General features: G+C 62.3%; 21 protein-coding genes and 2 tRNA genes. 11 read left to right on the top strand and 12 right to left on the bottom strand.

Annotated elements, in window-relative coordinates; all coding sequences use genetic code 11:
• Window positions 1-17 precede the first annotated feature (17 nt).
• The 6 genes from fabB to QYQ99_RS15305 form a co-directional block, all read right to left on the bottom strand.
• Window positions 18-1,241 carry a beta-ketoacyl-ACP synthase I gene (gene fabB, locus QYQ99_RS15330; RefSeq protein ID WP_302088952.1) on the bottom strand — a complete coding sequence of 408 codons (1,224 nt, stop codon included), beginning with the start codon at window positions 1,239-1,241 and terminating at the stop codon, window positions 18-20.
• Window positions 1,238-1,762, bottom strand: a complete 525-nt coding sequence (gene fabA, locus QYQ99_RS15325; protein WP_003073442.1) for a bifunctional 3-hydroxydecanoyl-ACP dehydratase/trans-2-decenoyl-ACP isomerase — start codon at window positions 1,760-1,762, stop codon at window positions 1,238-1,240. The genes fabB and fabA overlap by 4 nt, the downstream gene beginning before the upstream one ends.
• 202 nt (window positions 1,763-1,964) lie before the next feature.
• Window positions 1,965-3,626 carry an apolipoprotein N-acyltransferase gene (gene lnt / locus QYQ99_RS15320; protein ID WP_437439040.1) on the bottom strand — a complete coding sequence of 554 codons (1,662 nt, stop codon included), beginning with the start codon at window positions 3,624-3,626 and terminating at the stop codon, window positions 1,965-1,967.
• A gap of 152 nt (window positions 3,627-3,778) precedes the next feature.
• Window positions 3,779-4,660, bottom strand: coding sequence for an HlyC/CorC family transporter (locus tag QYQ99_RS15315; protein WP_302088951.1), 882 nt, complete (start codon window positions 4,658-4,660; stop codon window positions 3,779-3,781).
• 188 nt (window positions 4,661-4,848) lie between these two features.
• Window positions 4,849-5,571 carry a GNAT family N-acetyltransferase gene (locus QYQ99_RS15310; protein WP_302088950.1) on the bottom strand — a complete coding sequence of 241 codons (723 nt, stop codon included), beginning with the start codon at window positions 5,569-5,571 and terminating at the stop codon, window positions 4,849-4,851.
• A gap of 143 nt (window positions 5,572-5,714) precedes the next feature.
• The gene (locus tag QYQ99_RS15305) at window positions 5,715-6,197 is read right to left on the bottom strand and encodes an Lrp/AsnC family transcriptional regulator (RefSeq protein ID WP_302088949.1); all 483 of its coding nucleotides are present in this window, start codon (window positions 6,195-6,197) and stop codon (window positions 5,715-5,717) included.
• Between the two features lie 219 nt (window positions 6,198-6,416).
• On the opposite strand from QYQ99_RS15305, the gene hppD reads away from it, so the two are divergent.
• From hppD to QYQ99_RS15285, 4 genes are all read left to right on the top strand, one after another.
• Window positions 6,417-7,538: a 4-hydroxyphenylpyruvate dioxygenase gene (hppD, locus tag QYQ99_RS15300; protein ID WP_302088948.1), complete on the top strand. Its 1,122-nt coding sequence runs from the start codon at window positions 6,417-6,419 to the stop codon at window positions 7,536-7,538.
• A 311-nt stretch (window positions 7,539-7,849) separates the two neighbouring features.
• Window positions 7,850-8,860 (top strand): Bug family tripartite tricarboxylate transporter substrate binding protein, encoded by a 1,011-nt coding sequence (locus tag QYQ99_RS15295; RefSeq protein ID WP_302088947.1) that lies wholly within the window; start codon window positions 7,850-7,852, stop codon window positions 8,858-8,860.
• Between the two features lie 94 nt (window positions 8,861-8,954).
• Window positions 8,955-9,839: a phenylalanine 4-monooxygenase gene (phhA, locus tag QYQ99_RS15290; RefSeq protein ID WP_003073454.1), complete on the top strand. Its 885-nt coding sequence runs from the start codon at window positions 8,955-8,957 to the stop codon at window positions 9,837-9,839.
• A gap of 199 nt (window positions 9,840-10,038) precedes the next feature.
• Window positions 10,039-12,528 (top strand): DUF3772 domain-containing protein, encoded by a 2,490-nt coding sequence (locus QYQ99_RS15285; RefSeq protein WP_302088946.1) that lies wholly within the window; start codon window positions 10,039-10,041, stop codon window positions 12,526-12,528.
• Here the strand turns inward: QYQ99_RS15285 and QYQ99_RS15280 are convergent.
• Complete coding sequence (locus QYQ99_RS15280) at window positions 12,468-13,481, bottom strand: esterase/lipase family protein (protein WP_367882813.1); 1,014 nt, start codon at window positions 13,479-13,481, stop codon at window positions 12,468-12,470. The two genes, QYQ99_RS15285 and QYQ99_RS15280, sit on opposite strands and share 61 nt — an antisense overlap.
• Window positions 13,482-13,668: 187 nt before the next feature.
• Between QYQ99_RS15280 and QYQ99_RS15275 the strand changes: the two genes are divergently transcribed.
• From QYQ99_RS15275 to QYQ99_RS15255, 5 genes are all read left to right on the top strand, one after another.
• Window positions 13,669-15,378, top strand: coding sequence for an AMP-binding protein (locus QYQ99_RS15275; protein WP_302088944.1), 1,710 nt, complete (start codon window positions 13,669-13,671; stop codon window positions 15,376-15,378).
• Between the two features lie 66 nt (window positions 15,379-15,444).
• A tRNA-Val gene (locus tag QYQ99_RS15270) sits at window positions 15,445-15,519 on the top strand.
• Between the two features lie 6 nt (window positions 15,520-15,525).
• Window positions 15,526-15,600: transfer RNA gene (locus tag QYQ99_RS15265), tRNA-Val, on the top strand.
• A gap of 159 nt (window positions 15,601-15,759) precedes the next feature.
• Window positions 15,760-16,212 (top strand): bacteriohemerythrin, encoded by a 453-nt coding sequence (locus QYQ99_RS15260; protein ID WP_302088943.1) that lies wholly within the window; start codon window positions 15,760-15,762, stop codon window positions 16,210-16,212.
• 84 nt (window positions 16,213-16,296) lie between these two features.
• On the top strand, window positions 16,297-17,259 hold the full coding sequence (locus QYQ99_RS15255) for an MBL fold metallo-hydrolase (RefSeq protein WP_302088942.1): 963 nt from the start codon (window positions 16,297-16,299) through the stop codon (window positions 17,257-17,259).
• A 49-nt stretch (window positions 17,260-17,308) separates the two neighbouring features.
• On the opposite strand, the gene QYQ99_RS15250 is transcribed toward QYQ99_RS15255, so the two are convergent.
• Both QYQ99_RS15250 and QYQ99_RS15245 read right to left on the bottom strand, forming a co-directional pair.
• The gene (locus QYQ99_RS15250; protein ID WP_302088941.1) at window positions 17,309-17,584 is read right to left on the bottom strand and encodes a DUF2798 domain-containing protein; all 276 of its coding nucleotides are present in this window, start codon (window positions 17,582-17,584) and stop codon (window positions 17,309-17,311) included.
• Window positions 17,577-18,377 carry a siderophore-interacting protein gene (locus QYQ99_RS15245; protein ID WP_302088940.1) on the bottom strand — a complete coding sequence of 267 codons (801 nt, stop codon included), beginning with the start codon at window positions 18,375-18,377 and terminating at the stop codon, window positions 17,577-17,579. Before QYQ99_RS15245 ends, QYQ99_RS15250 begins: the two co-directional genes overlap by 8 nt.
• 67 nt (window positions 18,378-18,444) lie before the next feature.
• Here QYQ99_RS15245 and QYQ99_RS15240 point away from each other — a divergent pair, with 67 nt between their 5' ends.
• Window positions 18,445-18,888 (top strand): MarR family winged helix-turn-helix transcriptional regulator, encoded by a 444-nt coding sequence (locus QYQ99_RS15240; RefSeq protein ID WP_302088939.1) that lies wholly within the window; start codon window positions 18,445-18,447, stop codon window positions 18,886-18,888.
• A gap of 256 nt (window positions 18,889-19,144) precedes the next feature.
• Window positions 19,145-19,237, top strand: a complete 93-nt coding sequence (locus QYQ99_RS15235) for a hypothetical protein (RefSeq protein ID WP_367882856.1) — start codon at window positions 19,145-19,147, stop codon at window positions 19,235-19,237.
• Window positions 19,238-19,265: 28 nt separating this feature from the next.
• On the opposite strand, the gene QYQ99_RS15230 is transcribed toward QYQ99_RS15235, so the two are convergent.
• The 3 genes from QYQ99_RS15230 to QYQ99_RS15220 all read right to left on the bottom strand — a co-directional run bounded on the left by QYQ99_RS15230 (window position 19,266) and on the right by QYQ99_RS15220 (window position 24,591).
• On the bottom strand, window positions 19,266-19,838 hold the full coding sequence (locus QYQ99_RS15230) for a DUF4124 domain-containing protein (RefSeq protein ID WP_302088938.1): 573 nt from the start codon (window positions 19,836-19,838) through the stop codon (window positions 19,266-19,268).
• Between the two features lie 209 nt (window positions 19,839-20,047).
• On the bottom strand, window positions 20,048-22,243 hold the full coding sequence (locus QYQ99_RS15225; protein ID WP_302088937.1) for a TonB-dependent receptor domain-containing protein: 2,196 nt from the start codon (window positions 22,241-22,243) through the stop codon (window positions 20,048-20,050).
• Between the two features lie 368 nt (window positions 22,244-22,611).
• Window positions 22,612-24,591 (bottom strand): lytic transglycosylase domain-containing protein, encoded by a 1,980-nt coding sequence (locus tag QYQ99_RS15220; RefSeq protein ID WP_302088936.1) that lies wholly within the window; start codon window positions 24,589-24,591, stop codon window positions 22,612-22,614.
• Between the last annotated feature and the right edge of the window lie 6 nt (window positions 24,592-24,597).

Below are 24,597 nucleotides of genomic sequence, written 5' to 3'. Positions count from 1 at the left end.
ATCTAGGACTCCAGCGCTTACTGCCCTTCCCAGCGCTTGAGCACCAGGGAGGCATTGGTGCCGCCAAAGCCAAAGCTGTTGGACAGCACGGTCTTGAGTTCGGCATCGCGGGTCTGGGTGACCAGAGGCATATCGCCCAGCAGCGGATCGGGCGTGTCCACGTTCACGGACCCTGCGATAAAGCCCTTGTTCAGCATGATCAGGCAGTAAATCGCCTCCTGCACACCGGTCGCGCCCAGCGAGTGGCCGGTCAGCGACTTGGTGGACGAGAACGGAGGCACCTGGTCACCGAACAGCTCGCGCATGGCACGAACTTCCTGCATATCGCCCACGGGGGTCGATGTGCCGTGGGTGTTGATGTAGTCGATGGGCGCATCCACGGTTTCCATGGCCTGCTTCATGCAGGCGATGGCGCCGTCGCCCGAAGGGGCGACCATGTCCTCACCGTCGCTGGTGGCGCCAAAGCCCACCACTTCGGCCAGGATGTTGGCGCCGCGCGCCAGCGCATGATCCAGGCTTTCCAGCACCACGGCACCACCACCACCGGCGATCACAAAGCCGTCGCGGTTGGCGTCGTAGGCACGCGAGGCCTTCTCTGGCGTCTCGTTGTTCTTGCTGGACATGGCACCCATGCCGTCGAACAGCAGCGACATGCCCCAGGACAGCTCTTCACCGCCGCCGGCAAACATCACATCCTGCATGCCCCAGGCGATCTGCTGAGCCGCAGCACCGATACAGTGGGCCGAGGTGGAGCATGCCGAGGTGATGGAGTAGTTGATGCCCTTGACCTTGAAGTTGGTTGCCAGGCAGGCCGACACCGTGGAGCTCATGCAGCGTGTGACCTGGTAAGGCCCCACGCGGCGGATGCCTTTTTCACGCAGCGTATCGGCTGCCTCGATCTGATTGGCCGGCGAGCCGCCGCCCGAGCCCATGATCAGACCGGTGCGCGGGTTGCTCACCTGTTCGGGCGTGAGACCGGCTTGCTTGATCGCGTCTTCAAGGGCGATCTGCGAATAAGCCGCAGCATCACCCATGAAACGCAACTGCTTGCGGTCGATGCGCGCCTCGATATCGATCTCGGGAATACCTGCCACCTGCGAGCGCATGCCCAGCTCCGTGAACTGGGGCATGGCCTTGATACCGCTTTTGCCCTCGCGCAGCGAGGCCTCCACCGTTGCCAGGTCATTGCCGATGCACGAGACAATGCCCGCGCCGGTGATCACTACCCGCTTCTTGCTCATGCTGCCGTTCCCTTGGCATCACCTTCACGCAGGAACAGACCCACGCGCAGGTCATTGGCCACGTAAATTTCCTTACCGTCGGCCAGCAGGCGTGCGTCGCCGATGGCCATGTTCAGCTTGCGCTTGATTACTCGCTTGATATCAATTTCATATGTCACGAGTTTGACATCGGGACCTACTTCACCTGTGAACTTGACTTCACCTGCACCCAGTGCGCGACCGCGACCCGGCAAACGCAGCCAGGTCAGGTAAAAGCCGATCAGCTGCCACATGGCGTCCAGGCCCAGGCAACCGGGCATGACGGGGTCTCCACGGAAGTGGCAATCAAAGAACCACAGGTCGGGCTTGACGTCCAGTTCCGCAACAATCTTGCCCAGACCGTGGGCACCGCCGTCCTCGGAGATATGTGTGATGCGATCGAACATCAACATGGGAGGCAGGGGCAGACGTCCGCTATCGGCACCAAACAGCTTGCCTTCGCCGGACGCGATCAGTTGTTCGTAGGAAAAAGATTCAGCCATTCTCTCAATTGCTCCGCGGCAGCCTGTGCAAGCTACCTGTTACTGTGTATTTTGGGTGACGGGACCCGCGCCCACTGCGCGCGCCCACTGCGGGCGGTACAACCGGGGATTATCAAGGCTCGCAGACCTACCCGGGACACAATACCCGTTTTCAGGCCCAAGACTCTGCCACAAATGCCACAGCCGCTGATGCCGATGTGGCTTATTCCGTGCGGGACACTACGCCTTCCTCAGTCTTTCTCAAGGTCATACCGGCCAGAGCGCAGAACGCCAGGCACAACAGCGTCAGAGGCACCAGACCCAAAGCATGCACCCAGCGCGCATAAGGCGTCAGTCCGTCGCGTCCCTGAACCCGGCCCTGCAACACCGCGCGCTCGAAAGGCGCCAGTGCTTTCACCACTTGTCCCCTGTGATCAATCACCACTGTGGCACCGGTGTTCGTTGCACGCAACATGGGGCGCTCGAACTCCAGCGCGCGCATGCGGCTGATGGACAGATGCTGATCGATGGCCACGGAGTCGCCAAACCAGCCGATATTGCTCAGATTGACGAGCACCGTGGGTGCCGTCACCGCATTGCCGAAATGGGCCGCAAGCTCTTCGCCAAACAGGTCTTCGTAGCAGATATTGGGCGACAGGCGTTCACCCGCCCAGCTCATGGAAGGCTGGCCCAGTGCGCCGCGATTGAAGTCGCCCAGCGGAATATTCATGAGTTCGGTGAACCAGCGGAACATGGGCGGAATGAACTCGCCAAACGGCACCAGATGGTGCTTGTCGTATTGATAGGCCTGGGTCTGCCCCGGCAGCCAGCCTTCGACCGTATTGGTAAAGCCCTGATCCCAGTTGCCCAACGGAAGACCCACCAGAGCCGCGCGGCTGGATTCCTTGGCGACAAAAGGTGCGCGCACAAAGTCCAGATAGCCTTCAGGAAGCTGCTGGGGCAGCAGCGGAATGGCGGTCTCGGGGGCCACGACCAACTGGGCCCTTGCGTCATGCAGCTGCTGGGCATACCAACGCAGCGCCACCACCACGCCCGAGCCCAGTTCAAACTTTTCATCCTGAGGAATATTGCCCTGCAGCAGCTCCACGCTCATGCCGGGCTGCTGAACAGGCGCTTCAATGGCGGCATCACGCGACCACCACAACCCGCCCCAGACCAGACCCAGGGCCACGGCAGATGCAAGGGCCGGCTTGAATTTCAGCACCGCCGACCTGTTCTGCATGCGCCAGACCAGCAGCGCCAGCCAGGCCGCCGCCCAGGCCGCCACAAACCCCGTGCCGTAGACGCCAATCCAGCGCGGCAGCACGGCCAGCGGGCCTTCCACATGGGCATAGCCGCCGGCGCCCCAAGGAAAACCGGTCCACAACCAGCCGCGCGCCAGCTCGGCCAGCGTCCATAGTGCAGCAAAGACCATCGCTGACAACGCATCCGGCGTCTTTGCCAAACGCTTGAAGCACCATGCAGCCGCGGCGTAATAGCCCCCCAGAAAGCCCGCCAGCGCCAGCACGGCAGCCACGGCCAGCGGCGCCGCCAGCCCGCCATAGGTGTGCATGGAGATAAACAGCCACCAGAAGGTGGCCACAAGCCATGCCGTGCCAAACAACCAGGCCCGGCCTGCCGCCTGAGCGGCACAGCGGGCAGCCAGCAGCGCATGAACCAGCACCGCCAGCGACAGAATCTGCAGCCACCACAGCGGACGGCCATAGCCTCCGGCCAGGCTCAACCAGCCGTCGCCCTGGCCACGAGCCCATGGCCAGGCCAGGGAAAGCGCTTGCAAACTGCCTGCAATCACTAGCAAAGGCCAGCGCATCCAGCCTTGGGGCCTGACAGCAACAGTCTGAACGGAAGAGGCAGTGGTGGTCATAGAAATCAACGGGTACCAACAAAACACCCAACCGGGTGGTTGGGTGAATTCAAGCATACGAGGTATCGGCAGGACTTGCGCAAACAAAGCGGCACAACCGGTATTTCCACCGGCATCACACCTGGCCCGAGCCGGATTTGCGCAAATCGCGATCAGTTGCGAACAAGGCTGTCCGGCGAGGGATCGCGGACCACCTTGAACCAGCGCACCGCACCGCCCTTGGTGTGGAGCACGGTGAACTCCAGCCCGCCCAGGTGAATCTGCTCGCCGCGCTTGGGCATATGACCGATCTCGTGGGCGATCAATCCACCAATCGTGTCGAACTCGGCATCGGGGTCGCTGGCATGCAGCGAGGTCTCGAACTCCTCGCTCACATGCTCGATGCTGGCATCGCCCGCGACGCGATAGCTGTTGTCGGCCAGGGCAAAGATATCGCCCTCGTCCTCAGGGATGTCGAACTCATCCTCGATCTCGCCGACGATCTCTTCCAGCACATCCTCAATCGTCACCAGGCCGGCCACACGGCCAAACTCGTCGATGACCACCGCCAGATGGTTGCGATTGGCGCGGAACTCGCGCAGCAGATCGTTGAGGCCCTTGCTCTCGGGCACAAAGACCGCCGGACGCACCAGAGCGCGGATATTCAGGGTTGGAGAGCGCTGCAGCTTGAGCAAGTCCTTGGCCATGAGAATGCCAATGATGTTCTCGCGTTCGCCCTGGTAGACCGGAAAGCGCGAATGCGCCGTGGTGAGAACCTGGTGCAGGATTTCTTCGTACGGAGCGTCGATATTGATGAGATCCATGCGTGGCGCAGCCACCATGACTTCCCCGGCGCTCATGTCGGCCATGCGGATCACGCGCTCCAGCATGACACGGGACTCGGTGCTGATGACCTGGTTGTCTTCGGCTTCAGCCAGGGTTTCGATCAGTTCATCGGTAGATTCCGGTGCCGGATGGATGAACTCAGCCACCTTTTGCAGGAAGCTTCGCTTGTCTTCCTTCTCGGGAAGGCGCGCTTGATGGGGGTCAGACACTGTCTTGGAGTGCAGGACGTGCGGTAGTCAAACAAGTCTCAAAGAATAACGGATTGTGTTGACAGACGGCTTGCTAGCTCACAAAAGCCATGACCAGCTGTCACCGAGGTCGCTCGGTCAAAGCTATTTTGATAGCTGCTTGCACTGGTCTTTATTGGGCTGCAGCGTTGCCAGCTTCACAAGCCGACTTACTCGCCTGATTTATGGCGGCCTTCCTGCACACCCTTGCGCACTTCCTGCACGCCCGCCAGGAAAGCCCAGAAATTGACGGCCTGCTTCTTGAGCTGGTAGTCCATCTCGCCCAGGTGCTCGGTCACCAGGTCGCTGACATGGGTCTCGAAGTCGGCAGGCGGCAGCTCCAGATAGGCTTCGGATTCCGAGCCTTCGCGCTTGACGGTGGCGCCTGCGTTGCGCGCAATCTTGAGCATGGCCGTGTTCTCGGACAGCGCATGGATGAACATCATGCTCACGTTCTTGCTGCGTGCATGCAGCACGGCACGCTCGAACAAACGGCCCCCCAGACCCTTGCCACGTGCACTCTTGAGCACGGAGACACCGAACTCCGCGCATTTCTGATGCTCGGGATGGCCGGCAAAGGCCAGATGCGCCATGGAGATCAATTCCAGGCGGCGGTTGAAGATGCCGAAGATATCGTCGCGATCGAAATCGAGCTGCTCGACATAGCGGCGCACCTGCTCGTCGTTGGCCGCATAGCCAAAGCGCAGATAGCGGTCCCGCGCATCCAGCTTGAGCAGATGCTTGATGATGCGGTCGCGATGGCGCGGACTCAGCGAACGGATGGGAACCAAGGACGGCGAGCGACGCTCGGCGCCATGGGACTTGCCCATGTCTCGCAGCCAGCCGGAGCCGGCCTGCCAGGGCGATTTCAACCAGTCTTTGGGGAGGTTCATAGCTTGAAATATAGGTAAAAACCCGAAGTTTCACAAGCCACATGTTGCATTGCAACAATTCTGTAAGGATTTTCCGCTAATTCAACACCTTAGCGCCTGTTTCCCGCTAGGTCATGGTCCGTATGAAGGACTGCCCTGAAGGTCTACAGCGGCACGGCCGTCGTGACCTTGACCCGGTCCATGACAAAGCTGGTTTTGCAATCCTGCACGCTGGGGTGTTTGAGCAGGGTATCCATGATGAATCGACTGTAATGCTGCATGTCTGCCACCACCACCCGCAGCAAATAGTCCATCTCGCCAGTGAGGGAGACGCACTCCACCACCTCGGGCCAGGTCTGCACGCTGGCGCGGAACACATCCATGGGGTTGCGCTTGCTTGTTTCGGTGTATTTTTCCAGACGCACATTGATATAGGCAGTCAGCCCCAGGCCCACAGACTCGGGCTGCACCAGAGCCACATAACGGTCGATGACACCGTTTTCCTCCAGACGCTTGACACGGCGCAGCACGGCACTGGGCGACAGGCCAACCTGCTCACCGATGACGTCATAAGTTTCTCGGCCATTGGCCTGCAATCGGCGCAAAATCGCCTTATCCAGTTTGTCGATGGTGTGCATGGGACTCATGGCGGCAGATTATAAAAACAGCGCAGTTTTTATTAATGGTTAACCCTTGATAACCATTTAAATTGCATGAAATCGATTTTTCATGCAATTTTCATGCGTCAAGCTGTTTGCAGCCAAGGCATTTTTGCATGAAGCTTGTCCGCGCCCCATCCTACAGTGCATCCATCGTCGACACCTGTTCTTCATGTGTTGCAGCCCTACCCGATGGAGACCTCTGCCATGAACGCCCCACTGACCCAAAGCAACGCCAGCACCTTCCAGACTTGGGACAATCCCATGGGAACGGACGGCTTCGAGTTCGTCGAATACGCCGCCCCCGATCCGGTGGCCATGGGTCAGCTGTTCGAGCGCATGGGCTTTCAGGCCATCGCCAAGCACCGCCGCAAGAACGTGACCCTGTATCGCCAGGGCGAGATCAACTTCATCATCAATGCAGAGCCCGACAGCTTTGCCCAGCGCTTCGCGCGTCTGCACGGCCCCAGCGTCTGTGCCATCGCCGTGCGCGTCAATGACGCCAAGTACGCCTATGAGCGCGCCACCTCGTTGGGTGCCTGGGGCTATGCCCAGCAGGCCGCCCCCGGCGAACTGAGCATTCCCGCCATCAAGGGCATTGGCGACTCCCTGATCTATTTCATCGACAAATGGCGCGGCAAGAATGGCGCCAAGGACGGTGATCTGGGCAATATCAGCTTCTTCGACGTGGACTTCGAGCCCCTGCCCGGTGCCGATCTGCACCCCGAGGGCCTGGGCCTGACCTATATCGACCACCTGACCAACAACGTCTATCGCGGCCGCATGGCCGAGCTGGCCGAGTTCTACGAGCGCATCTTCAACTTCCGCGAGATCCGCTACTTCGACATCGAAGGCCAGGCCACAGGCGTCAAGAGCAAGGCCATGACCAGCCCCTGCGGCAAGATCCGCATTCCCATCAACGAGGAAGGCAACGACAAGGCCGGCCAGATCCAGGAATATCTGGACATGTACCACGGCGAAGGCATACAGCACATCGCGCTGGGCTCGACCAATCTCTATGACACCGTGGACGGTCTGCAGATGAACGGCATCAAGCTGCTGAACACCAGCGAGACCTATTACGAACTGCTGCCCAAGCGCATCCCGGACCTGCAGGAGCCCATTGCCGAGCTGCTGGCGCGCAATATCCTGGTGGACGGCCAGCCCGGCGAGCTGCTGCTGCAGATCTTCAGCGAAAACCAGCTGGGCCCCATCTTCTTCGAGTTCATCCAGCGCAAGGGCAATAGCGGCTTTGGCGAGGGCAATTTCAAGGCCTTGTTCGAGACCATGGAGCTCGACCAGATGCGCCGCGGCGTGCTCAAGACCTGAGCCGCTTACGGAGTCGATCATGCGCCACCCCGCCCAGCACCTGCCACTTGCGCTCGCTTGCCGCGTGGCCGGCCTGGGCTCTGGCGCTACGACTTGCATCAAAAAGATACCAATGGTTACCACTCCGTCAAATGGACCATGTGGCGATCGCTTTCCGTCCCTATACTTTCCGTCATGCTGCACTGCCGCATCCACGCTTGGCGTGAGTCGGCGCGGCCAGCCTCAACGCCCGGAAGGATCAAGTGTCGCGCCCCCATCAGCCCCCCGCTACAGCCCCCGAGGACTGCAGAGCACCGAGGCTGGACGCGTCCGTGCTTTCCCGTCGCCAGGCCCTGTCGCTGGCGGTGGCCTCCGCGACTACCTTGATCGCGAGCAGCGCGCATGCGGCCAGGGATGCCAGCGTCCTGCCGTCGAATTCCAGCCGCAGCCGCAACGAGCTCTCTCTGGTCGTGCCCTATACAGCGGGCGGCCCTCTGGACCGTTCAGCGCGCAAGCTGTCGCAGGAAACCACGGCCCTGGGCAACATCAATGTGCTCAATGTCGCGGGCGAGGGGGGAGCCACGGGCGCAGCCATGGTGGCCAGGGCGGGAGCGCGCGAGCCCATGCTGCTGATGGGCGCCGTGGCCACCCATGCCATCCTGCCCTGGCTCAATCCCCAACTGCCCTACGATCCGCTGCGCGACTTTCAGCCGCTGATACTCGTGGCCCGCATGCCTCATGTGCTGGTCATGCGCAGCGAGCTGGCCATGCAGTGGCGCATCTACACGCCCGAAGATTTGCTGCGCTTCATGTCCAAGCACCGGCAGCCCCTGCGCTATGCCTCGGCGGGCAACGGCAGCATCGGCCATATCGCGGGCCAGTGGTTCCAGTCGCTGACCCAGGTGCCGTTGCAGCATCTGCCGTTCGGCGGGGCCAGGCCGGCTCTGTCGGCACTGCTCGAGGGCACGGTCGATCTGATGTTCGACAACATCGCCTCGGCCCTGCCCCATCTGCGCGCCGGCAGGCTCAAGGCCATTGGCGTGACCTGGCGCTCGCCGCTGCCGGCTCTGCCGGAGGTGCCCAGCCTGGACGACAGCATCAAGGGCATGAATCTGAGCACCTGGTTCGGCATCTTTGCCACTGCCGGCATTGCGGACAGCCAGGCCAAACGCTGGTCGGACGCTTTTGCCCAGACGCTGCAAAGGCCCGATATACAGCAGTACTTCGACGCCATGGGCGTGGTGCGCGACGACCTGCGTCTGCAGGACTTTGCCCGTCTGGTGCAGGCCGAGCATGTGCGCTACGGACAGCTCGTCAAGCGCGCCCAGATACAGATGCACTGAGCCAGCTTCCGGCTCGCTTCTCCTTTTCCCTGCTGCGCCCCGGCCACAAGCTCTGGCCGCAGCCTTCGCGACCCCTCATTTCAGGGAGTGCCTTATGAACAGCATCCAGAACAGCACCGCCATGACCGGCGGCATCGGCGCAGCCCCCGTCGTCTATGGCCAGTCCGATCGTCCGCCGCGCGGCGACTACACGCGTGCCCATGCCGACTACACCTGCACGCAGGACTATGCCGCCTATACCGAGGCCGAGCATGACACCTACCACCGCCTCTATGAGCGTCAATCCGCGCTGCTGCCGGGCCGCGCCAGTCAGCATTTCATCGATGCCCTGCCCTCGCTGGGCGCCAAGGAACGCATTCCGCGCTTCGAGGAAGTCAACGAGCGACTGTTCAAGGCCACAGGCTGGGAGATCGTCGGCGTTCCGGGTCTGATTCCCGAGGTGCCGTTCTTCTCGCTGCTGGCCCAGCGCAAATTTCCGGTCACGGACTGGATACGCAAGCCCGAAGAGTTCGAATACATCGTCGAGCCCGACATCTTTCACGACCTCTTCGGCCATGTGCCGCTGCTGTTCAACCCCGTCATGGCCGATTTCATCCAGGCCTACGGACAGGGCGGTCTCAAGGCCGCCGAGCTCGGCGCCTGCGAGATGCTGTCGCGCCTGTACTGGTACACGGTGGAATTCGGTCTGATCCGCGAGAGCGGCGGCGTGCGCGCCTATGGCGCAGGCATTCTCAGTTCCGTGGGTGAGTTGGAGTACAGCGTCAACAGCCCTCAGCCGCATCGTCTGCCGCTGCAGCTGGAGCGCACCATGCGCACGCTCTACAAGATCGACACCTATCAGCAGACCTATTTCGTGATCGACGACATGCCCCATCTGCTGAACCTGGCCGATACCGACTTTGCGCCTCTGTATGAGCAGCTGCGTCAGTTGCCCACCATTGGCGCCAAGGAGTTGCTGCCCGGCGAGCAGCTGATTTAGTCAGCGGATGTATACCGGCACGCGCCCCGGAACGCGCGAGGTCACGCGCCGAATTTCCAGATGGAAATCCGGCGCCACTCCTTTTCTGAAAAGCGCATAAAGCTCCATTTTTAATAGCAATCGATACAGAGTATTCAGGCTGCAAGTCCTGCAGGACTTGGCTGCGCCCTGAAACCCTGACCGCAGCATTGCACCTATAGTGAGCGCCAGAGGCAAACTGCCGCCCACTCACTTCTTCACAATGCATTACCGCTGCAACCGACTGCTGCGCTGGCTTTTAGCGCTCCAACTTTGCATAGGTCTGGCCGTCGCGGCCGAGCTGCCTGCCAATGGCGATATCCAGACCACGTCCATCGCCCAGATTCAACAGGCATCGAACACGCTGGACAAGGTACGCCAGTCGCTGGACGATGCCGACACCTCCGAAACGCTGCAGGCCCTGTCCGAAAAAGCCCTGCAGTCCAAACGCGATGCCGACAATGCCGTCACGGCACTGGAGCCGCTGCTCAAGCAGATCGATGCCCGCATTGCCCAGCTGGGGCCGGTGGCCGAAGGCAGCGAGGAATCCCCCGAACTGAGCCTGCAGCGCAAGGATCTGGCGCAGCAGCACAGCGAGCTGGACTCCGCGCTCAAGCGCGGCAAGCTGTTGTCCATGGAGGCCAAGCAGACCACGGACAGCATCGAGAAAATCCGCACCCAGCAGTTCAACGCACAGATCGCCCGCAAGGTGGCATCGCCGCTGTCGCCTTCGCTGTGGAAGCAGTTTGCCGAGCATCTGCCAACCGACCTGCAACGCATTGCGGCCCTGACACGCCAGGGCCGTACCAGCTTTAACGCCGCCATTGCCGAACATGGCTGGTCGGCCACGCTGACCGGCATTGCCCTGGCGCTGTTTGTGATGTTTCCGCTGCGCATCGGCCTGCGCTATGCGGGCCGAAAATTTGCGGCCTCCGAACGCGCACCCAACGGGCGGTTGCGCCGCACGGGTCTGGCCGTCTGGATGCTGGTCGTGGGCACTGCCCTACCCGGCCTGGCCAGTCTGGTATTCATCGAGAGCCTGCGCTCCATAGACGCGATTGCACCTCGCCTGCAGACCGTGGCCGATGCCTGGATTCAATCCTCATTTGTCGCGGCCTTCTTCCTCTCCGTCAGCGCCTGCCTGCTGGTGCCCAAGCGCCCCACCTGGCGACTGCTCAACATCGACGACATTGCCGCTCCTGCGCTCACACGCTTTGCCTGGGGAGCCGCCGGTCTGACCTGGTTCTCCATGATGCTCAACGCGGTGGACATTGCCGCACGCACCAGCGCCGTCAGCAGCGTAGCCCTGGACGGACTGATTGCGCTCGTCTATGCCTTGCTCATCATGTCGGTGCTGATGGTCATCAACAAGCAACGCAAGCGCCAGCAACTGGCCGAGCGCGAGAAAGCCGCTCACCATGGTGACGATTACCGGCCTGCTGCAACCAGTCGCTGGCTGATGCTGGCCTGGCTGGGCGGGCATCTGACGGTGCTGGCCGCGCTGATCGCAGCGCTGATCGGTTATCTGAACTTCTCGGTATTCGCAGCCACGCAAATGGTCTGGATCACCGTGGTGGTTCTGGCCACCTCGCTGCTGATGAAGTTTGTCGACGACCTCTTTACCTGGCTGTGCTCCAGCGAGAGCCGTATCGGCCAGAGCTTTGCTGCCGGCACGGGGCTCAAGCCCTCGCGCCTGGAGCAGGTCGGCGTGCTGCTGTCGGCCTTCACGCGTGTCTGTCTGCTGCTGCTGGGGCTGATGGCGCTGATCGCGCCCTTTGGCAACTCCAGCAGCCTGATCGTGCTGGCCGATACGCTGACCAACGGCCTGCCCGTTGGCGACTCCTTCCTGCGTCCCATGACGATTTTGCGCGGCCTGCTGGTGCTGGTGGCGGGGCTGACGCTGTTTGGTGCCTTGCAGCACTGGCTGGTGGAGACCTTTCTGCCCAAGACCGAGCTGGATATAGGCGCACGCAACTCCATCAGCACCGTGGCCCGCTATACGGGCATTTTGCTGTCCGGCCTGTGGACGCTGGCGGCCCTGGGCATAGGCTTCGAAAAAGTGGCCCTGCTGGCCAGCGCCTTGTCCGTCGGCATCGGCTTCGGCCTGCAGGCCATCACGCAGAACTTTGTCTCGGGCCTGATTCTGCTGGCCGAGCGCCCCGTGAAGCTGGGCGACCGCGTGCGCATCGGCGATCAGGTCGGCGACATCCGCCGCATCAGCGTGCGCGCCACCGAGATTCAGACCGATGACAAATCCACCGTCATCGTGCCCAACTCGGAGTTCATCACCAAGTCCGTGCAGAACCTGACCATGGATGGCGCGCTGGGCCGCATCTCGATCGCGTTCTCGGTGCCGCTGAACACCGATATCGTCAAGCTGCGCGAGGTGCTGCTGGGCCTTTATGCCGAGCATGAGGCCGTGCTGAGCACCCCGGCCCCTTCAATGTATGTGGACTCCATCAATGGCAGCGTGGTCAACATCACCAGCTTCGGCCATGTCTCGAGCTCGCGCAATGTCTACAGCACGCGCAGCGACCTGCTGTTCGGCCTGCTGCAGCGCTGTGCCGAGCAGAAGATCGCCCTGGTCGCTGCCACCGACATCCACCTGGTTCAGGACCCGCAGGCCCGTGCCCCGGCATCGGCTGCCGAGGCACCTCCGTCTGCCGCCTGATACCGCTGCTGCGGTCGCTCCTGCAGTCGCTCTTGCAGTTGCGCCTGCAGCTGCAGACAGTGCTGCCAGACCCGCGCATCAAACAGCAGCTGCATATGCGCTGCATCGTCGACCTGATGGCGCTGCGCATTCGGCAGGACAGCCAGATCGGGGGGAAAGACGATGTTGTCGCTGCTGCTGCACCAGCAGCTGAATGGCACATCCTCGGGCGGCGGCCCCAGACGCTGCAGCCAGTCGCTGCCCTCGCGCATCTCCACGGCCGGCAGGCGCTGCGCAAACCGTGCCAGCCACGCCCCGCCATGCGGCGTGGCCACGGTGACCACATGGGCCGCATGGCGCGCGCGCTCACCGGCATCAAGCCGCTTGAGCCAGGCCCGCACCACCAGACCGCCCATGCTGTGCGCAACCAGAAGAGGGGCACAGCCGGTTTGCTGGACCATGGCTTTCACGCATCGGTCGAGATCGTCCACCATGGCGTTGACGGAGCTGCCATGCGCAGGCTCCAGCGTCATGGCCATGCCGGCAATGCCGCGCGACTTGAGCCTGCGCAGCCAGACGGTCCACACGCCACGGTTGCAGAAATAGCCGTGCACCAGTACTACGCCCACCTGCCCTTGCACTGGCCCTTGCACCTGCTTGCCTTCGACAGACACTCCATCGGGCTCGGCATGTTCGCCAAAAGGAATCTGCCAGCCAAACAACCGCCAGGCCCAGCGCCACTCCGACAGCCAGGCCCGCAGCGCGACCATGGCGGATGGCAGCGGCACACCGCGGCGGCGCAGCACCCTGCGCATCATCAGCATCTGCGTGCCCAGCTGCAGTCCGGCACCGCCCGCAATCAGGGCTGCACCGGCCAAGGCCGTCGCGACCGAGCGCGGCCACCAATAGCCGCACCAGAGCAGCAGCGCCAGCCAGCTGCCCATCACCACTGCGCGCCAGAACCAGGTATTCAAAGCCTGCACCTCCAGGCGCTAGCGTAGCAAGCATGCCGCTCAGCGCCTAGGACAAGCCCCCGTAGACCCTGACAGAGGGCATCCGCAGAATCAGCCGCAGCGCAGGTTTTGCACGCTGGCCTTCTTTGTTCAACCCGCCGCCCGCGTCCCTGGACGACGAGCGGCTTCTGCAAGGTACCTCTTCTATATGGACGCTGCCGCTCCCTGGTTCAAGAACTATCCGCCCAATGTGCCGCACGAAGTACAGCCCGAGCAGTACCGCTCGCTGGTACATCTGCTCGAAGAAGCCTTTTCCCAGCATGCACAGCGGCCGTTTTCCGTCTGCATGGACCGCTGGATGAGCTATGGCGAGCTGGACAAGCTATCCGCACAGATGGGGGCCTGGCTGCAGGGCCTGGGCCTGGAGCCGGGGGCACGCGTGGCCATCATGCTGCCCAATGTGCCGCAGTTCGCCGTCAGCATGGCCGGCGTGCTGCGCGCAGGCTTTACCTGCGTCAACGTCAACCCGCTCTACACCGCGCGCGAGCTCGAGCATCAGCTCAAGGACTCGGGTGCCACGGCCATCATCATCATGGAGAACTTTGCCCACACCCTGGCCCAGGTGCTGGAGCGCAGCCATATCCGCCATATCTGCCTGACCAGCATGGGCGATCTGCTCGGCGGCCTGTACGGCAGCTGGATCACCTTTGCCGTGCGCCACCTGGCCAAGATGGTGCCGGCCTTTGACCTGCCCCTTGGCTCGGATTCAGGCGCCGGCAGCCAGCCGCGCCAGGTCACCCTGTTCAGCAAGGCCCTGACCGAGGGCGCTGGACGCAGGCTCATTCCCAGCACGGCCACGCTGGACTCGATAGCCTTTTTGCAATACACGGGCGGCACAACAGGCCTGTCCAAGGGGGCAGTGCTGACCCATCGCAATATCGTCGCCGCCACGCTGCAGGCCCATACCTGGTTCACCCCTGCGCTGGAAGGCAGGGTCAAGGCCAATGAAACCCATATCGTGGCGGCCTTGCCGCTCTATCACATCTTCGCACTCACCGTGAGTCTGTTCGCCATGCGACTGGGCGGCAGCCTCAGTCTGATCCCCAACCCACGCGATATCCCGAAATTTGTGAAGGTGCTCAAGAAGCGGCCCTTCCATGTGCTGCCTGCCGTGAACACCTTGTTCAATGCGCTGCTTCACAACCCGGAGTTCCGCCAGCTCGATTTCTCGCAGTTGTTCATCTCCCAGGCCGGCGGCATGGCGGCATCCGAAGGCACAGCGCGTCAGTGGCAGCAGACCACGGGCTGCGCCATGATCGAAGGCTGGGGCATGAGCGAGACCTGCGCCATAGGCACGAACAATCCCGTCACCAACAAGGAGTTCACCGGCACCATAGGCCTGCCTCTGCCCGGCATCTCGGTCGCCATCAAGGACGATGAAGGCCGCAACCTGCCCAACGGCCAGGCGGGAGAGCTGTGCATCAAGGGCCCCAACGTCATGCACAGCTACTACAACCAGCCTGCAGAGACCGCCAAGGCCTTCACGGCCGATGGCTATATGCGCACCGGCGATATCGGTGTGCTGGACGATGAGGGATACACCCGCATCATCGACCGCAAAAAGGACATGATGGTGGTCAGCGGTTTCAACGTCTATCCGAACGAGCTGGAAAACGTCATCTCCATGTGCCCCGGCGTGCTCGAATGCGCAGCCGTGGGCGTCAAGGACGATCAGCAGGGCGAATCGATCAAGGTCTATGTGGTGCGCAGCGACCCCTCACTGACGGAAGACCGGGTCATGCGCTACTGCCAGGAGCAGCTGACAGGCTACAAGCGGCCACGCTATATCGAGTTCCGCGACGAGCTGCCCAAGACCAATGTGGGCAAGATCCTGAGGCGCGAGCTGCGGTCGAACTGAGTTTTTTCAGAAAATTTACGAGTTTTCCCGAAGACTTCCAAAGTTGCTGCTAGAATTGCGGTCTTCGGGTGATTAGCTCAGCGGTAGAGCACTGCCTTCACACGGCAGGGGTCACATGTTCGATCCATGTATCACCCACCAGTTAAAGCGCGATTAGCTCAGCGGTAGAGCACTGCCTTCACACGGCAGGGGTCACATGTTCGATCCATGTATCGCGCACCAGACAAAGCCTCTTGAATTTCGGTTCAAGAGGCTTTTTCTTTGCCCGCACGGCAGACCGCCTCCCTCTTTTGCAGGATGCCTGCCCACCGATACGGCTTGCATAATGGTCTTCAAAGACAAGCTGCGCACACTCCGCAGCATTCACAAGAAGACATTGCCATGAGCCACACCGCCACCCTGGTCTGGGGAGACCATCTGCTCATGGGCCACGGGCCCATGGACGAGCTGCACGAGGAATTCGTCGAGCTGATTGCCCTGCTGCAAACCGCCGAAGACAGCGAGCTGCCCAGTCTGCTGCAAGCCATGCAGACCCATCTGCAGCACCACTTTGCCGAAGAGGACCAGTGGATGCTGAGTACCGGCTTCCCGCCACGCGACTGCCATATCGACGAGCATGCGGCCGTGCTCAAGTCCGTGGCAGAAGTCCGCGTCAAGCTCGCCGAAGGCAATGTCGCCCTTTGCCGCGATCTGACCCAAGCCCTGGTGGACTGGTTTCCCGGCCACGCCACGCATCTCGATTCGGCCCTGGCGCACTGGCTGTCCAAGCAGCGCTTTGGCGGCAAGCCCGTGGTGATTCGCCGCCGCATCCTGTCTTCGACCGAGTCACACTGAGCAGCCCGCCCGCGCGACAGCTGCATGATGAGCGGCCTGCTAGGCTTGAGCAAAACACAAAGCACCGCACAGGAGACCAGCTCGATGAATGCATCCCCGGCAATGCATGTCCCACTGCCGCCCGGCATGACCGTGCTGGAGCGCGGTTGGCTGTCGGCCAACAACATCGTCTTTGCCGCGCAGGCCGGCGATGCCGAAGGCGCTGCCGTCATCGACACCGGCTATGTCACGCATAGCGCGCAAACCCTGGCGCTGATCGAAAGCACGCTGGCAGGTCAGCCGCTGGCACGCATTCTCAACACCCATCTGCACAGCGACCATTGCGGCGGCAATGCCGCACTGCAGCAGGCTTATCCACAGGTGCAGACCTTTATCGCACCAGGCCAGGCCGAGCTGGTACGCAGCTGGGACGAGGCCGCCCTCAGCTACGCCCCCACGGGGCAGGAATGCCCGCGCTTTGACATCACGGGCCTGCTGCAGCCGGGCAGCACGGTACGCCTGTCGGGCCGCGACTGGCAGGTCCACGCAGCCCCCGGCCATGATCCGCATTCGGTGATTCTGTTCGAGCCCGACAGCCGCATCCTGATCTCTGCCGATGCGCTATGGGAAAACGGCTTTGGCGTGGTCTTCCCCGAGATCGAAGGCATTGCCGCCTTTGACGAGGTCGCCGCGACCTTGGACGTGATCGAGCGCCTGGAGCCTCGCCTTGTCGTGCCCGGACACGGCGGCTTGTTTGGCGATGTGCAGGCGGCTCTGGGCATTGCCCGCAAGCGGCTGGCCGGCTTTGTCCAGGCGCCGCAACGCCATGCCAGCTATGCCGCCAAGGTGCTGCTCAAATACAAGCTGCTGGAGTGGCAAAGCATCAAAGTGCAGGATCTGCAGCGCTGGGTGCATGCCACCCCCTATTTCGGCATCCTGCACCAAAGCTACTTCGGTGGCCAAACGGAACAGCAATGGCTGGACGGCCTGGTCGCAGGCCTGGTTGCCAGCGGCGCGGCCGAGCTGCGGCGCGATGCGACCGGTGCCCCCGTCCTGCTCAATCAATGAGGCACGCTCAGTGACGCACTGTCGGTGACGAGCGATCAGAGAGATGTGCTCAGGGCTGCACTGTGGCGGCAACCAGCCGCATGACCAGCGGACGCACCAACACCACGCATGCAAAGGCCGAAGGCATGGCCAGCGCATAGGCCTTGAGCACCCGCCACCCGTAGCCTGCGCCCAGACCGCCGTTGGCAGCCACGATGATGCAGCACATGAGAAATGCCATGATCAGCGCCATGTAGAAGGCAAACACCAGGGGCGTGTAGCGCTTGTGCAGCTTGCGGCGCAGTATTGCAGTCAGCTGTGAAGGCGGACTTGTCGCTTCAGTCATTCGCGCTCAGTTCCTCGTGGTGAGCGGCCTCGCCCTGCTTCCAGTAGGACGCAATCCGCATGCGCTTGGGATTGGCACCGGGCTTGGCCAGAATGCGCTTGCGCAGATCGGCCATGGCACGATTCTCGCCAGCCGCCCAGACAAAGCCCTCGCCTTCGGGCAGATCCAGCGCATCGACGGCCGCGGCCAGGGACGGCACCCACAGCAGATCCAGCTTCGCAGCACTGCTCCAGCGGCGCTGGTCAGCCGGATTGGCGATCTGCACCCGCACGATGGCGCGGCTGCCGGCCGGCAGTTCCGCCAGACGGCGCTCCATGGCGGGCATGGCGCTTTCATCGCCCAGCAGCACATGCCAGTCCAGATCGGCGGGCACGACCAGGCTGCCGCGCGGGCCGGCCAGACCCAGCCACTGACCGATGGGTGCCGTGCGCGCCCATTCCACAGCCGGGCCCGAGCCATGCTCGGCGAACTCCAGCTGCAGCGTGTTGCGGGCGACGTCATGGTTCAGCGGCGTGTAGTCGCGCATGGTGGGGCGCTCGCCGTCGATATGGGGGCGGCCGTCGACCATCTGCGGCAGATTGGGCCTATCCATCCCGGCCTGGGGCAGGATGAGCTTGGTATGGTCGTCAAAGCCCGCGCTGACAAAGCCTGCCAGCTCGGGGCCGCCCACGGTCAGGCGGATAAAGCCGGGGCTGAGCTGCTCGCGCGCCAGCAGCTGTACATGGCGCGAGCGGAATTCGTGGCGTACACGCTGCATGATGGACACTGTCTCGGTGTTGGACATGATTTTCATTAAGTTGATAAAGTCCACGAAATATCCATTAATAAGTTGACTAAGTCAACAAACAACCTTTCCCACCATGAGTTCATCCATCGCTGCCGAAGTGTTCGAGGTGCTGCACGATCTGCTGCACCTGTTTCGCGCGCGCCTGCTTGAGTCGCTTGAAGCGGTGCAACCGGGGCTGACCTTCAACGAATTCCGCATCCTCATGCACACCGGTCGTCACCCCGGCATCACGCAAAAGGAACTGGTCGAGCACAGCCACACCGACAAGGCCCAGATGGCGCGCACCCTGGCTCAGCTGCAGGACAAGGGCTGGCTGGAGCGCTCGGCCAGCGAAGCCGACAAGCGCGTGCGCTGCCTGCAGCTCAGCGCCCAGGGACAGCAACTGTTCGATCAGCTCAGACACCGGCGCGAGCAGATAGCCACCGAGCTGCTCAGCGACTTTCCCGAAGCCCAGCAGGGCTTGTTGCACGAGTTGCTGCTGCAGGCCAAGGACAGCGCCCAGGCCACGCGACCGTAAAGACTCTCAAAAAAGAAGCATGCAGCGCATGCTGATCAATGATTTCAATGCTATATCACCTTGAAATACATATATGAAAGGCGATATGCGCTCTCATATTCGAAGTGAAGCGAGTGCCCGCCTCCCTTGGCAATTTTGCTGTGCAACAACGTCAGATATGATTCTCCGTAAACTTCCGAAAAGCAATATTGGGAATCATTATCATTTAATGAATTCGTACCCGAGTACGCTTTAGCCCGCCAGAACTTCGCCCAAGATCGGCCTGCACGGAAAATTCGGCGAAACCGAGGAGAGCGTCAGCCTGACCGGCCACTATCACAACCTGCTGTGCATGTGCGCCAAGACCTGAGAACGTGTTCTGAAAGCGGCCGAACTGCTCAGGGCCTGTGCTTTTCGGCGCAACCGACCAGGTGGTTGTGCATGCTGGTCATGCACTGGTACATATCGCGCGAGCGGCCCGTGGCGGCCTTGCAGTCGCCGACCGTGGCCTGCGAGCGCAGCTTCACGAAGTTGCCCGCCGAGCTGTCGTACTGGGCCTGGGTGATATAGCCGCCCCTGAGGTTTTTCTGGCCGTTTTCCAGCATGGTCTCGATCTGGCTGCGGATGTTGTCCACCGCCAGCGCGCAGTTCAGCGCCACTTCCTTGCCGTCGACCTTTCTCAGGCCCTGGGCCAGACCGTCGGCCATTTCCTGAGCGCCCTTGGGCAGCTTCCTGGTGCCGTCGGGATTGCGTGCCTCAGCTCCCTCGCCAAAGCGCCCCGCGCCCGCACCCGAGCTGCCGTTGGGCGAGACCTTGACCTGCGACGCATCCGCCTGCTGCGGCGGCAGTTGCGAGCCGTAATGCGTCTGCCCCTGCGCATCCACCCATTTGTAGACGGGCTGTGCCATCAGGGCACCGACCCAGACCAGTCCCAGCGTGGCGATGAGCACGCGGCCTCTTGCTGCTGACATTGCGACTTTCTCCCTCACTCGGTATGGGTCTGCCATGCGCAGAACCCGTATTTGTAAAGAAGTGTATCCAATCATCAGGGATATGAAAACAGGAGCTGCCTGCGCTTTTTCATCATTGATTTCAGACATAAAACAGTGTGAAACCCATGAGCAAAATACGCTGACAGCTCCTGATTCAGAAGCTCATGCCGCTCGTGAAGCGTTCAGCCTCAGAACTTCATGTTCGCCGTGATCCAGAAGGTGCGGCCGGCTTGGGTAACGCCGGACACCGAGGAGCCGCCCTGGAAATAGCTGTTCACCCAGGTCGGCGTGCCGTTGACGCTCACCTGCTGGTACTTGCGGAAATCCTTGTCGAACAGATTGAAGATGCTGGCGTTCAGGCTCAGGCTCTTGTTGACCTGATAGCTGCCGCCCAGATGGAACAGCGCATAGCCCTTGATATCGCCCACGGCATCGAACACGGCCTTGTTGGCATTGCTCAGATTGTCGTAGGCGCCACTGAAGCGCGGGCTCTTGCTGCGGTACTCGCCGCGTGCCCACAGACGCCACTGGCTGCTCGGGGTCCAGTCCAGCTGGGCGCTGGCTATGTGCTTTGCGGTGTTGGCCAGCTGACCGTTCTTGCGGCCTCCTTCGATCACCTCGCTGTTGGTCCAGGTGTAGCCGGCCTTGACAGCCCAGTCCTTGGCCAGCTGGGCGCGGCTGCTCAGCTCCAGACCCCAGGTCTTGGCCTTGTCCGCATTGATGGAGTAATTGGCCGTGGGGTTGTAAGCGCAGCTGGAGATGTAGACCGAGCCAGGCTTGTTAGGATCACAAGAGCCGCCCGAGGCGATCTTGTCCTTGACATCGTTGTGGAAGAACGTGGCCGCGCTGGTCCAGCCTGCCTTGTTGTCGAACAGGGCCGACAGCTCCACATTGGTGCTGGTCTCGGGCTTGAGGTTGGGGTTGCCGATATTGATGGTCTGGCCCTGGCCGCTAATGCCGCTGACACCGTCGATCAGCTGGTTAAGGCGCGGCGCCTTGAAGCCCTGGCTCACGCCGCCCTTGAAGGTCCAGTTCGTCGTCGCATCCCAGACCAGATAAGCGCGCGGGCTGAACTGGCCGCCAAAGGCGTCATGGTGGTCATAGCGGCCGCCCAGCGTGGCGGTCAGTCCCTGGCGCAGGCGCCACTCGTCTTCCACGAACAGCGACCACATGGTCTGCTTGTGGCTTTGCGGCAGCAGCCCGTCCTTGAGCTTGGCATCCCAGAACTGGCCGCCTACGGTCAGCATATGGGCATCGCCCAGGGGGGCCACCAGCTTGCTGTCCAGCACCAGATTGGTGGTCTTGAGCTCGCGATCGGCACCAGCACGCGGGTCGCCCTTGGGCACTGACGCGCCGGGGATGGTGCGGCCAATGGTCTCGGTTTCGGTATGCATCAGGCTGCTTTCCAGCGTGCCAAAACCCAGGCGGCTGGTATGACCGATGCTGACCTGATCGCGGTTGAAACGCAGCGCATCGCGATAACCGGGCTGCGAACCAGGCTTGGCAACCGCATCGCGATTGCCCAGACGGCCATCCTCGTTGTTGTACCAGGTGCGGCCCTGGTCCACGTCCAGCCAGATATCGTGATAGCGGCTGGGCGTCAGCGTCAGCTTGGCACCCAGGCTGTGCTGGCGGCTTTGCGCCGGCGCGGGGTTGCGTGAACCGGCGGGCTGTGCGGCGCCAGGGGCCAGCACCCAGTCCGAGGCATCGCGGTTGAAGGTGCTGCCACGCACGGCCAGGCCCAGCACGTCCTGCTTGATGGGGCCGTTGATGTAGAAGCTGCTCTTGTACTGGTTGCCCCATTCGCTGTCTTGCGGAATGCCGGCGCCCACGCTGACTTCGCCACCCCACTCCTTGCTGACCTTGCGCGTGATGATGTTGATCACGCCGCCCATGGCGTCCGAGCCGTAAAGCGTGGACATGGGGCCGCGAATGACCTCGATACGCTCGATGGCCGACATGGGCGGCATGAAGCTGGTCAGCGCCGCACCAAAGCCGTTGGGCGTGACGTCGCCCGCCACGTTCTGGCGGCGCCCGTCGATCAGGATCAGCGTGTAGTCGCTGGGCATGCCACGGATGCTGATATCGAGACCGCCGGTCTTGCCGGTGCCGCCCATCACATCAATGCCTTCCACGCCCTGCAGGGCTTCTGCCAGATCGCGGAAGTTCTTGGTCTCAAGCTCCTGGCGCGTCACGACGGAGATGGAGGCCGGGGCATTTTTCAGCTCTTGCTCGAAGCCGGAGGCAGAGACCACCACCTCCTCCATGGCGGACTCCCTGGCTTGTGCAAAAGCATTGCCGGCGCATGCAGCGGCAGCGGCCAGGGCCAGTAAACGGGGTTGCCAGCGAATATGGCGGGCGCGGCTGAGAGCTGAGTTGGACATGATGACTCCTCGGCCTGCCTCGGGCAGGTCGTTCACAGATACGGGTAGGAAGCGGCGGCCCGGTGGGCCTTCTGGACAGCTGGCAGGCAGCTAAAGGGAGACAAAGCCGAGGTTGTATGTGACGTTATGGGCTCTGACGGTTGCAATTATGTACTTTTGTAAACGCAAACCAATCTCATTCGCCATCTGTTTGTAGGTTATTCACCTACATAGGACTTTGCGTGCTATCTCGCGCGCGCTCCGGCGCGGGTCCTCTTTCGGGTCTTGGTTGAGCACTTCAAACGTTCAACAAAAAAGCGCTCTGACCCTCTCGGGCAGAGCGCTTTTTACTATCGTCAAATGAGCAATCAGCTCATCGAGACACCCGCTTATGGCAAGTCCTTCATGGTCTCGGGATCATTGGCCGGGCGCGGGCCTATGGTGCCCAGACGGCTTTTGAGCGACTGTGGCTGGCCGGTGATCAGTGCCGCATAGTTGGTGGTGTTGGAGAGCACCTTCTTCACATAGTCGCGGGTCTCGCTGAAGGGCACGTTCTCGGCCCAGATGGCGGCGTCCAGCGTGGGGCCGTTGCGCCAGCTGCGCGGGCGGCCCGGGCCGGCGTTGTAACCCGCGGCCGCCAGCGCCATCGAGCCCTCGAAGTCGTCCAGCGCCAGCTTGAGATAGGAGGTGCCGATGGTGATATTGGTGTCGCGGTCGTTGATCATGTCGGGCGTGAAGCCCGTCATGCCGATCTTCCTGGCCGTCCAGCGCGCCGTGGCCGGCATCACCTGCATCAGCCCCGAAGCGCCCACGCCCGAGCGGGCATCCATGATGAAGCGGCTCTCCTGACGGATCAGGCCATAGACATAGGCCGGGTCCAGCCCGATATTGCGCGACTTGGCCAGCACCGTGTCGTGATAGGGCATGGGAAAGCGCTGCTTCCAGTCGGCAAAGGTCTTGGTGCGCTCGCTGGTGTTGATGCAGCGATCCCAGACCTGGCGCTCGCAGGCCAGATCGGCGGCCGCATACAGCTCGCGGTCTTCCATGCCGCCGGGCTGGTGCAGATTGGTGGAGTAGTTCCACTCGCGCACGCCTTCGCTGCGCAGCCCCATGCCGATGGCATACAGGCTGCGGCTCAGGCCTGGGTTGCTGCGCGCCGCCGCCTTTTCCTGCGCCGTCAACGGCGCGGGCGCGGGCGGCACGGTGATGCGCTGACCGATTTCCTCCAGCGCCAGTTGCTCATAGAAGCTGTGGCTGCCGGCCGTGTCCTCCAGCAGTTGGCGGGCTTCGGCCTTTTCCTCGGCATTGGGGCGGCCCGCCAGCATGGCCTTGGCTTTCCAGTAAGCCCAGGCCGGGTCGGTGCGCTCCGGGCCCATGGCGTCGATGGCACGGCGCACGGCCTTCCAGTCGCCGGCGCGCAACGCGGCACGGGCCTTCCAGCCCAGCAGGTCGTCGCTCAGGTCTTCGTTGCGGCGCACCTTGCCGAAATAGCTATTGGCATCGGGCGAGAGCTTGAAGGCGGCCTGCTTGCCGGCCACGGCCCAGGCCCAGTTGCGCTCCTCGCCGTTGAGTTGGGCACCCCAGCCGCCGTCGATCTGCGTGGCTGCCGCATCGGGGTCGCTGGCCGCCATGCGGATCAGCGCCAGCAGGGCCAGCTCCTTGCGCTCGCGACCGCGCGCCTTGCTCTGGCCTGCCAGGTATTTGGCGGGCGAGGCAAACACCTGCGCCACCTGGTCGACCGCTTCGGGGGCGACGATGGCCACCGCATCACGGGCCGCCTTCTGGCGATTGGCTTCGGTGGCCACACGGGCACGGCGCCAGACATCGGCGTCGGTGATCAGCTTGTTCGCATACAGCTGGCCGGCGGCCGTGGTACAGCCGTCATCGGCATCCTTTTGCGCCAGCCACAGATCGCGTACCTGCTGGCCCACATTGGGCGCGCCCCGGCCTTGCAAGGCGTCGGCCAGCAGGGCGTAACAGGTGACGGACTTGTCGTCGCGCATGCGGAACTTGGGATAGACCTGGCTGAAGGTGTTCCAGTCGCGCTGCTTGCCCAGCAGCAGCAGCCAGTCGTTGCGCAAGCGGTCTTCCTGGTAGGTGCCGGCATAGCGGTTCAGAAAACCCTGGATTTCATCGGGCGATGCGCTCTCCAACCGGTTCTTGAGTTCCCAGTAAGCGGCCCAAGGTTCGAGGGGGTGACCGGCCGCCTGGGGCAGGAGCTGGGTCAGCGCCGCCTGATTGCGGCTGCGGAATGCTTTTTGCATGTCCAGCAACACGGCATCGCCCGGGTTTTGTGCCTGCGCAAACGGAGCAGCTACAGTCAGCAGGGAAGCCGCACAAAGCGGTGTCAAAATCTTCAGCCAGTGCATGGAGGA

It is taken from the genome of Comamonas testosteroni, from assembly GCF_030505195.1.
GTDB lineage: Bacteria > Pseudomonadota > Gammaproteobacteria > Burkholderiales > Burkholderiaceae_C > Comamonas > Comamonas testosteroni_G.
Note: the sequence above shows the minus strand (reverse complement) of the source record. Positions and strands in the feature narration are given on the sequence as shown.

What these genes read in the sequence shown, in the direction of transcription:
- QYQ99_RS15260 (WP_302088943.1), top strand. Translation starts at nt 15,760, where the DNA reads ATGAGCCACACCGCCACCCTGGTCTGGGGAGACCATCTGCTCATGGGC.
- QYQ99_RS15225 (WP_302088937.1), bottom strand. Translation starts at nt 22,243, where the DNA reads ATGTCCAACTCAGCTCTCAGCCGCGCCCGCCATATTCGCTGGCAACCC.
- QYQ99_RS15275 (WP_302088944.1), top strand. Translation starts at nt 13,669, where the DNA reads ATGGACGCTGCCGCTCCCTGGTTCAAGAACTATCCGCCCAATGTGCCG.
- lnt (WP_437439040.1), bottom strand. Translation starts at nt 3,626, where the DNA reads ATGACCACCACTGCCTCTTCCGTTCAGACTGTTGCTGTCAGGCCCCAA.
- phhA (WP_003073454.1), top strand. Translation starts at nt 8,955, where the DNA reads ATGAACAGCATCCAGAACAGCACCGCCATGACCGGCGGCATCGGCGCA.
- QYQ99_RS15255 (WP_302088942.1), top strand. Translation starts at nt 16,297, where the DNA reads ATGAATGCATCCCCGGCAATGCATGTCCCACTGCCGCCCGGCATGACC.
- fabA (WP_003073442.1), bottom strand. Translation starts at nt 1,762, where the DNA reads ATGGCTGAATCTTTTTCCTACGAACAACTGATCGCGTCCGGCGAAGGC.
- QYQ99_RS15245 (WP_302088940.1), bottom strand. Translation starts at nt 18,377, where the DNA reads ATGAAAATCATGTCCAACACCGAGACAGTGTCCATCATGCAGCGTGTA.
- QYQ99_RS15230 (WP_302088938.1), bottom strand. Translation starts at nt 19,838, where the DNA reads ATGTCAGCAGCAAGAGGCCGCGTGCTCATCGCCACGCTGGGACTGGTC.
- QYQ99_RS15310 (WP_302088950.1), bottom strand. Translation starts at nt 5,571, where the DNA reads ATGAACCTCCCCAAAGACTGGTTGAAATCGCCCTGGCAGGCCGGCTCC.
- QYQ99_RS15250 (WP_302088941.1), bottom strand. Translation starts at nt 17,584, where the DNA reads ATGACTGAAGCGACAAGTCCGCCTTCACAGCTGACTGCAATACTGCGC.
- fabB (WP_302088952.1), bottom strand. Translation starts at nt 1,241, where the DNA reads ATGAGCAAGAAGCGGGTAGTGATCACCGGCGCGGGCATTGTCTCGTGC.
- hppD (WP_302088948.1), top strand. Translation starts at nt 6,417, where the DNA reads ATGAACGCCCCACTGACCCAAAGCAACGCCAGCACCTTCCAGACTTGG.
- QYQ99_RS15305 (WP_302088949.1), bottom strand. Translation starts at nt 6,197, where the DNA reads ATGAGTCCCATGCACACCATCGACAAACTGGATAAGGCGATTTTGCGC.
- QYQ99_RS15240 (WP_302088939.1), top strand. Translation starts at nt 18,445, where the DNA reads ATGAGTTCATCCATCGCTGCCGAAGTGTTCGAGGTGCTGCACGATCTG.
- QYQ99_RS15220 (WP_302088936.1), bottom strand. Translation starts at nt 24,591, where the DNA reads ATGCACTGGCTGAAGATTTTGACACCGCTTTGTGCGGCTTCCCTGCTG.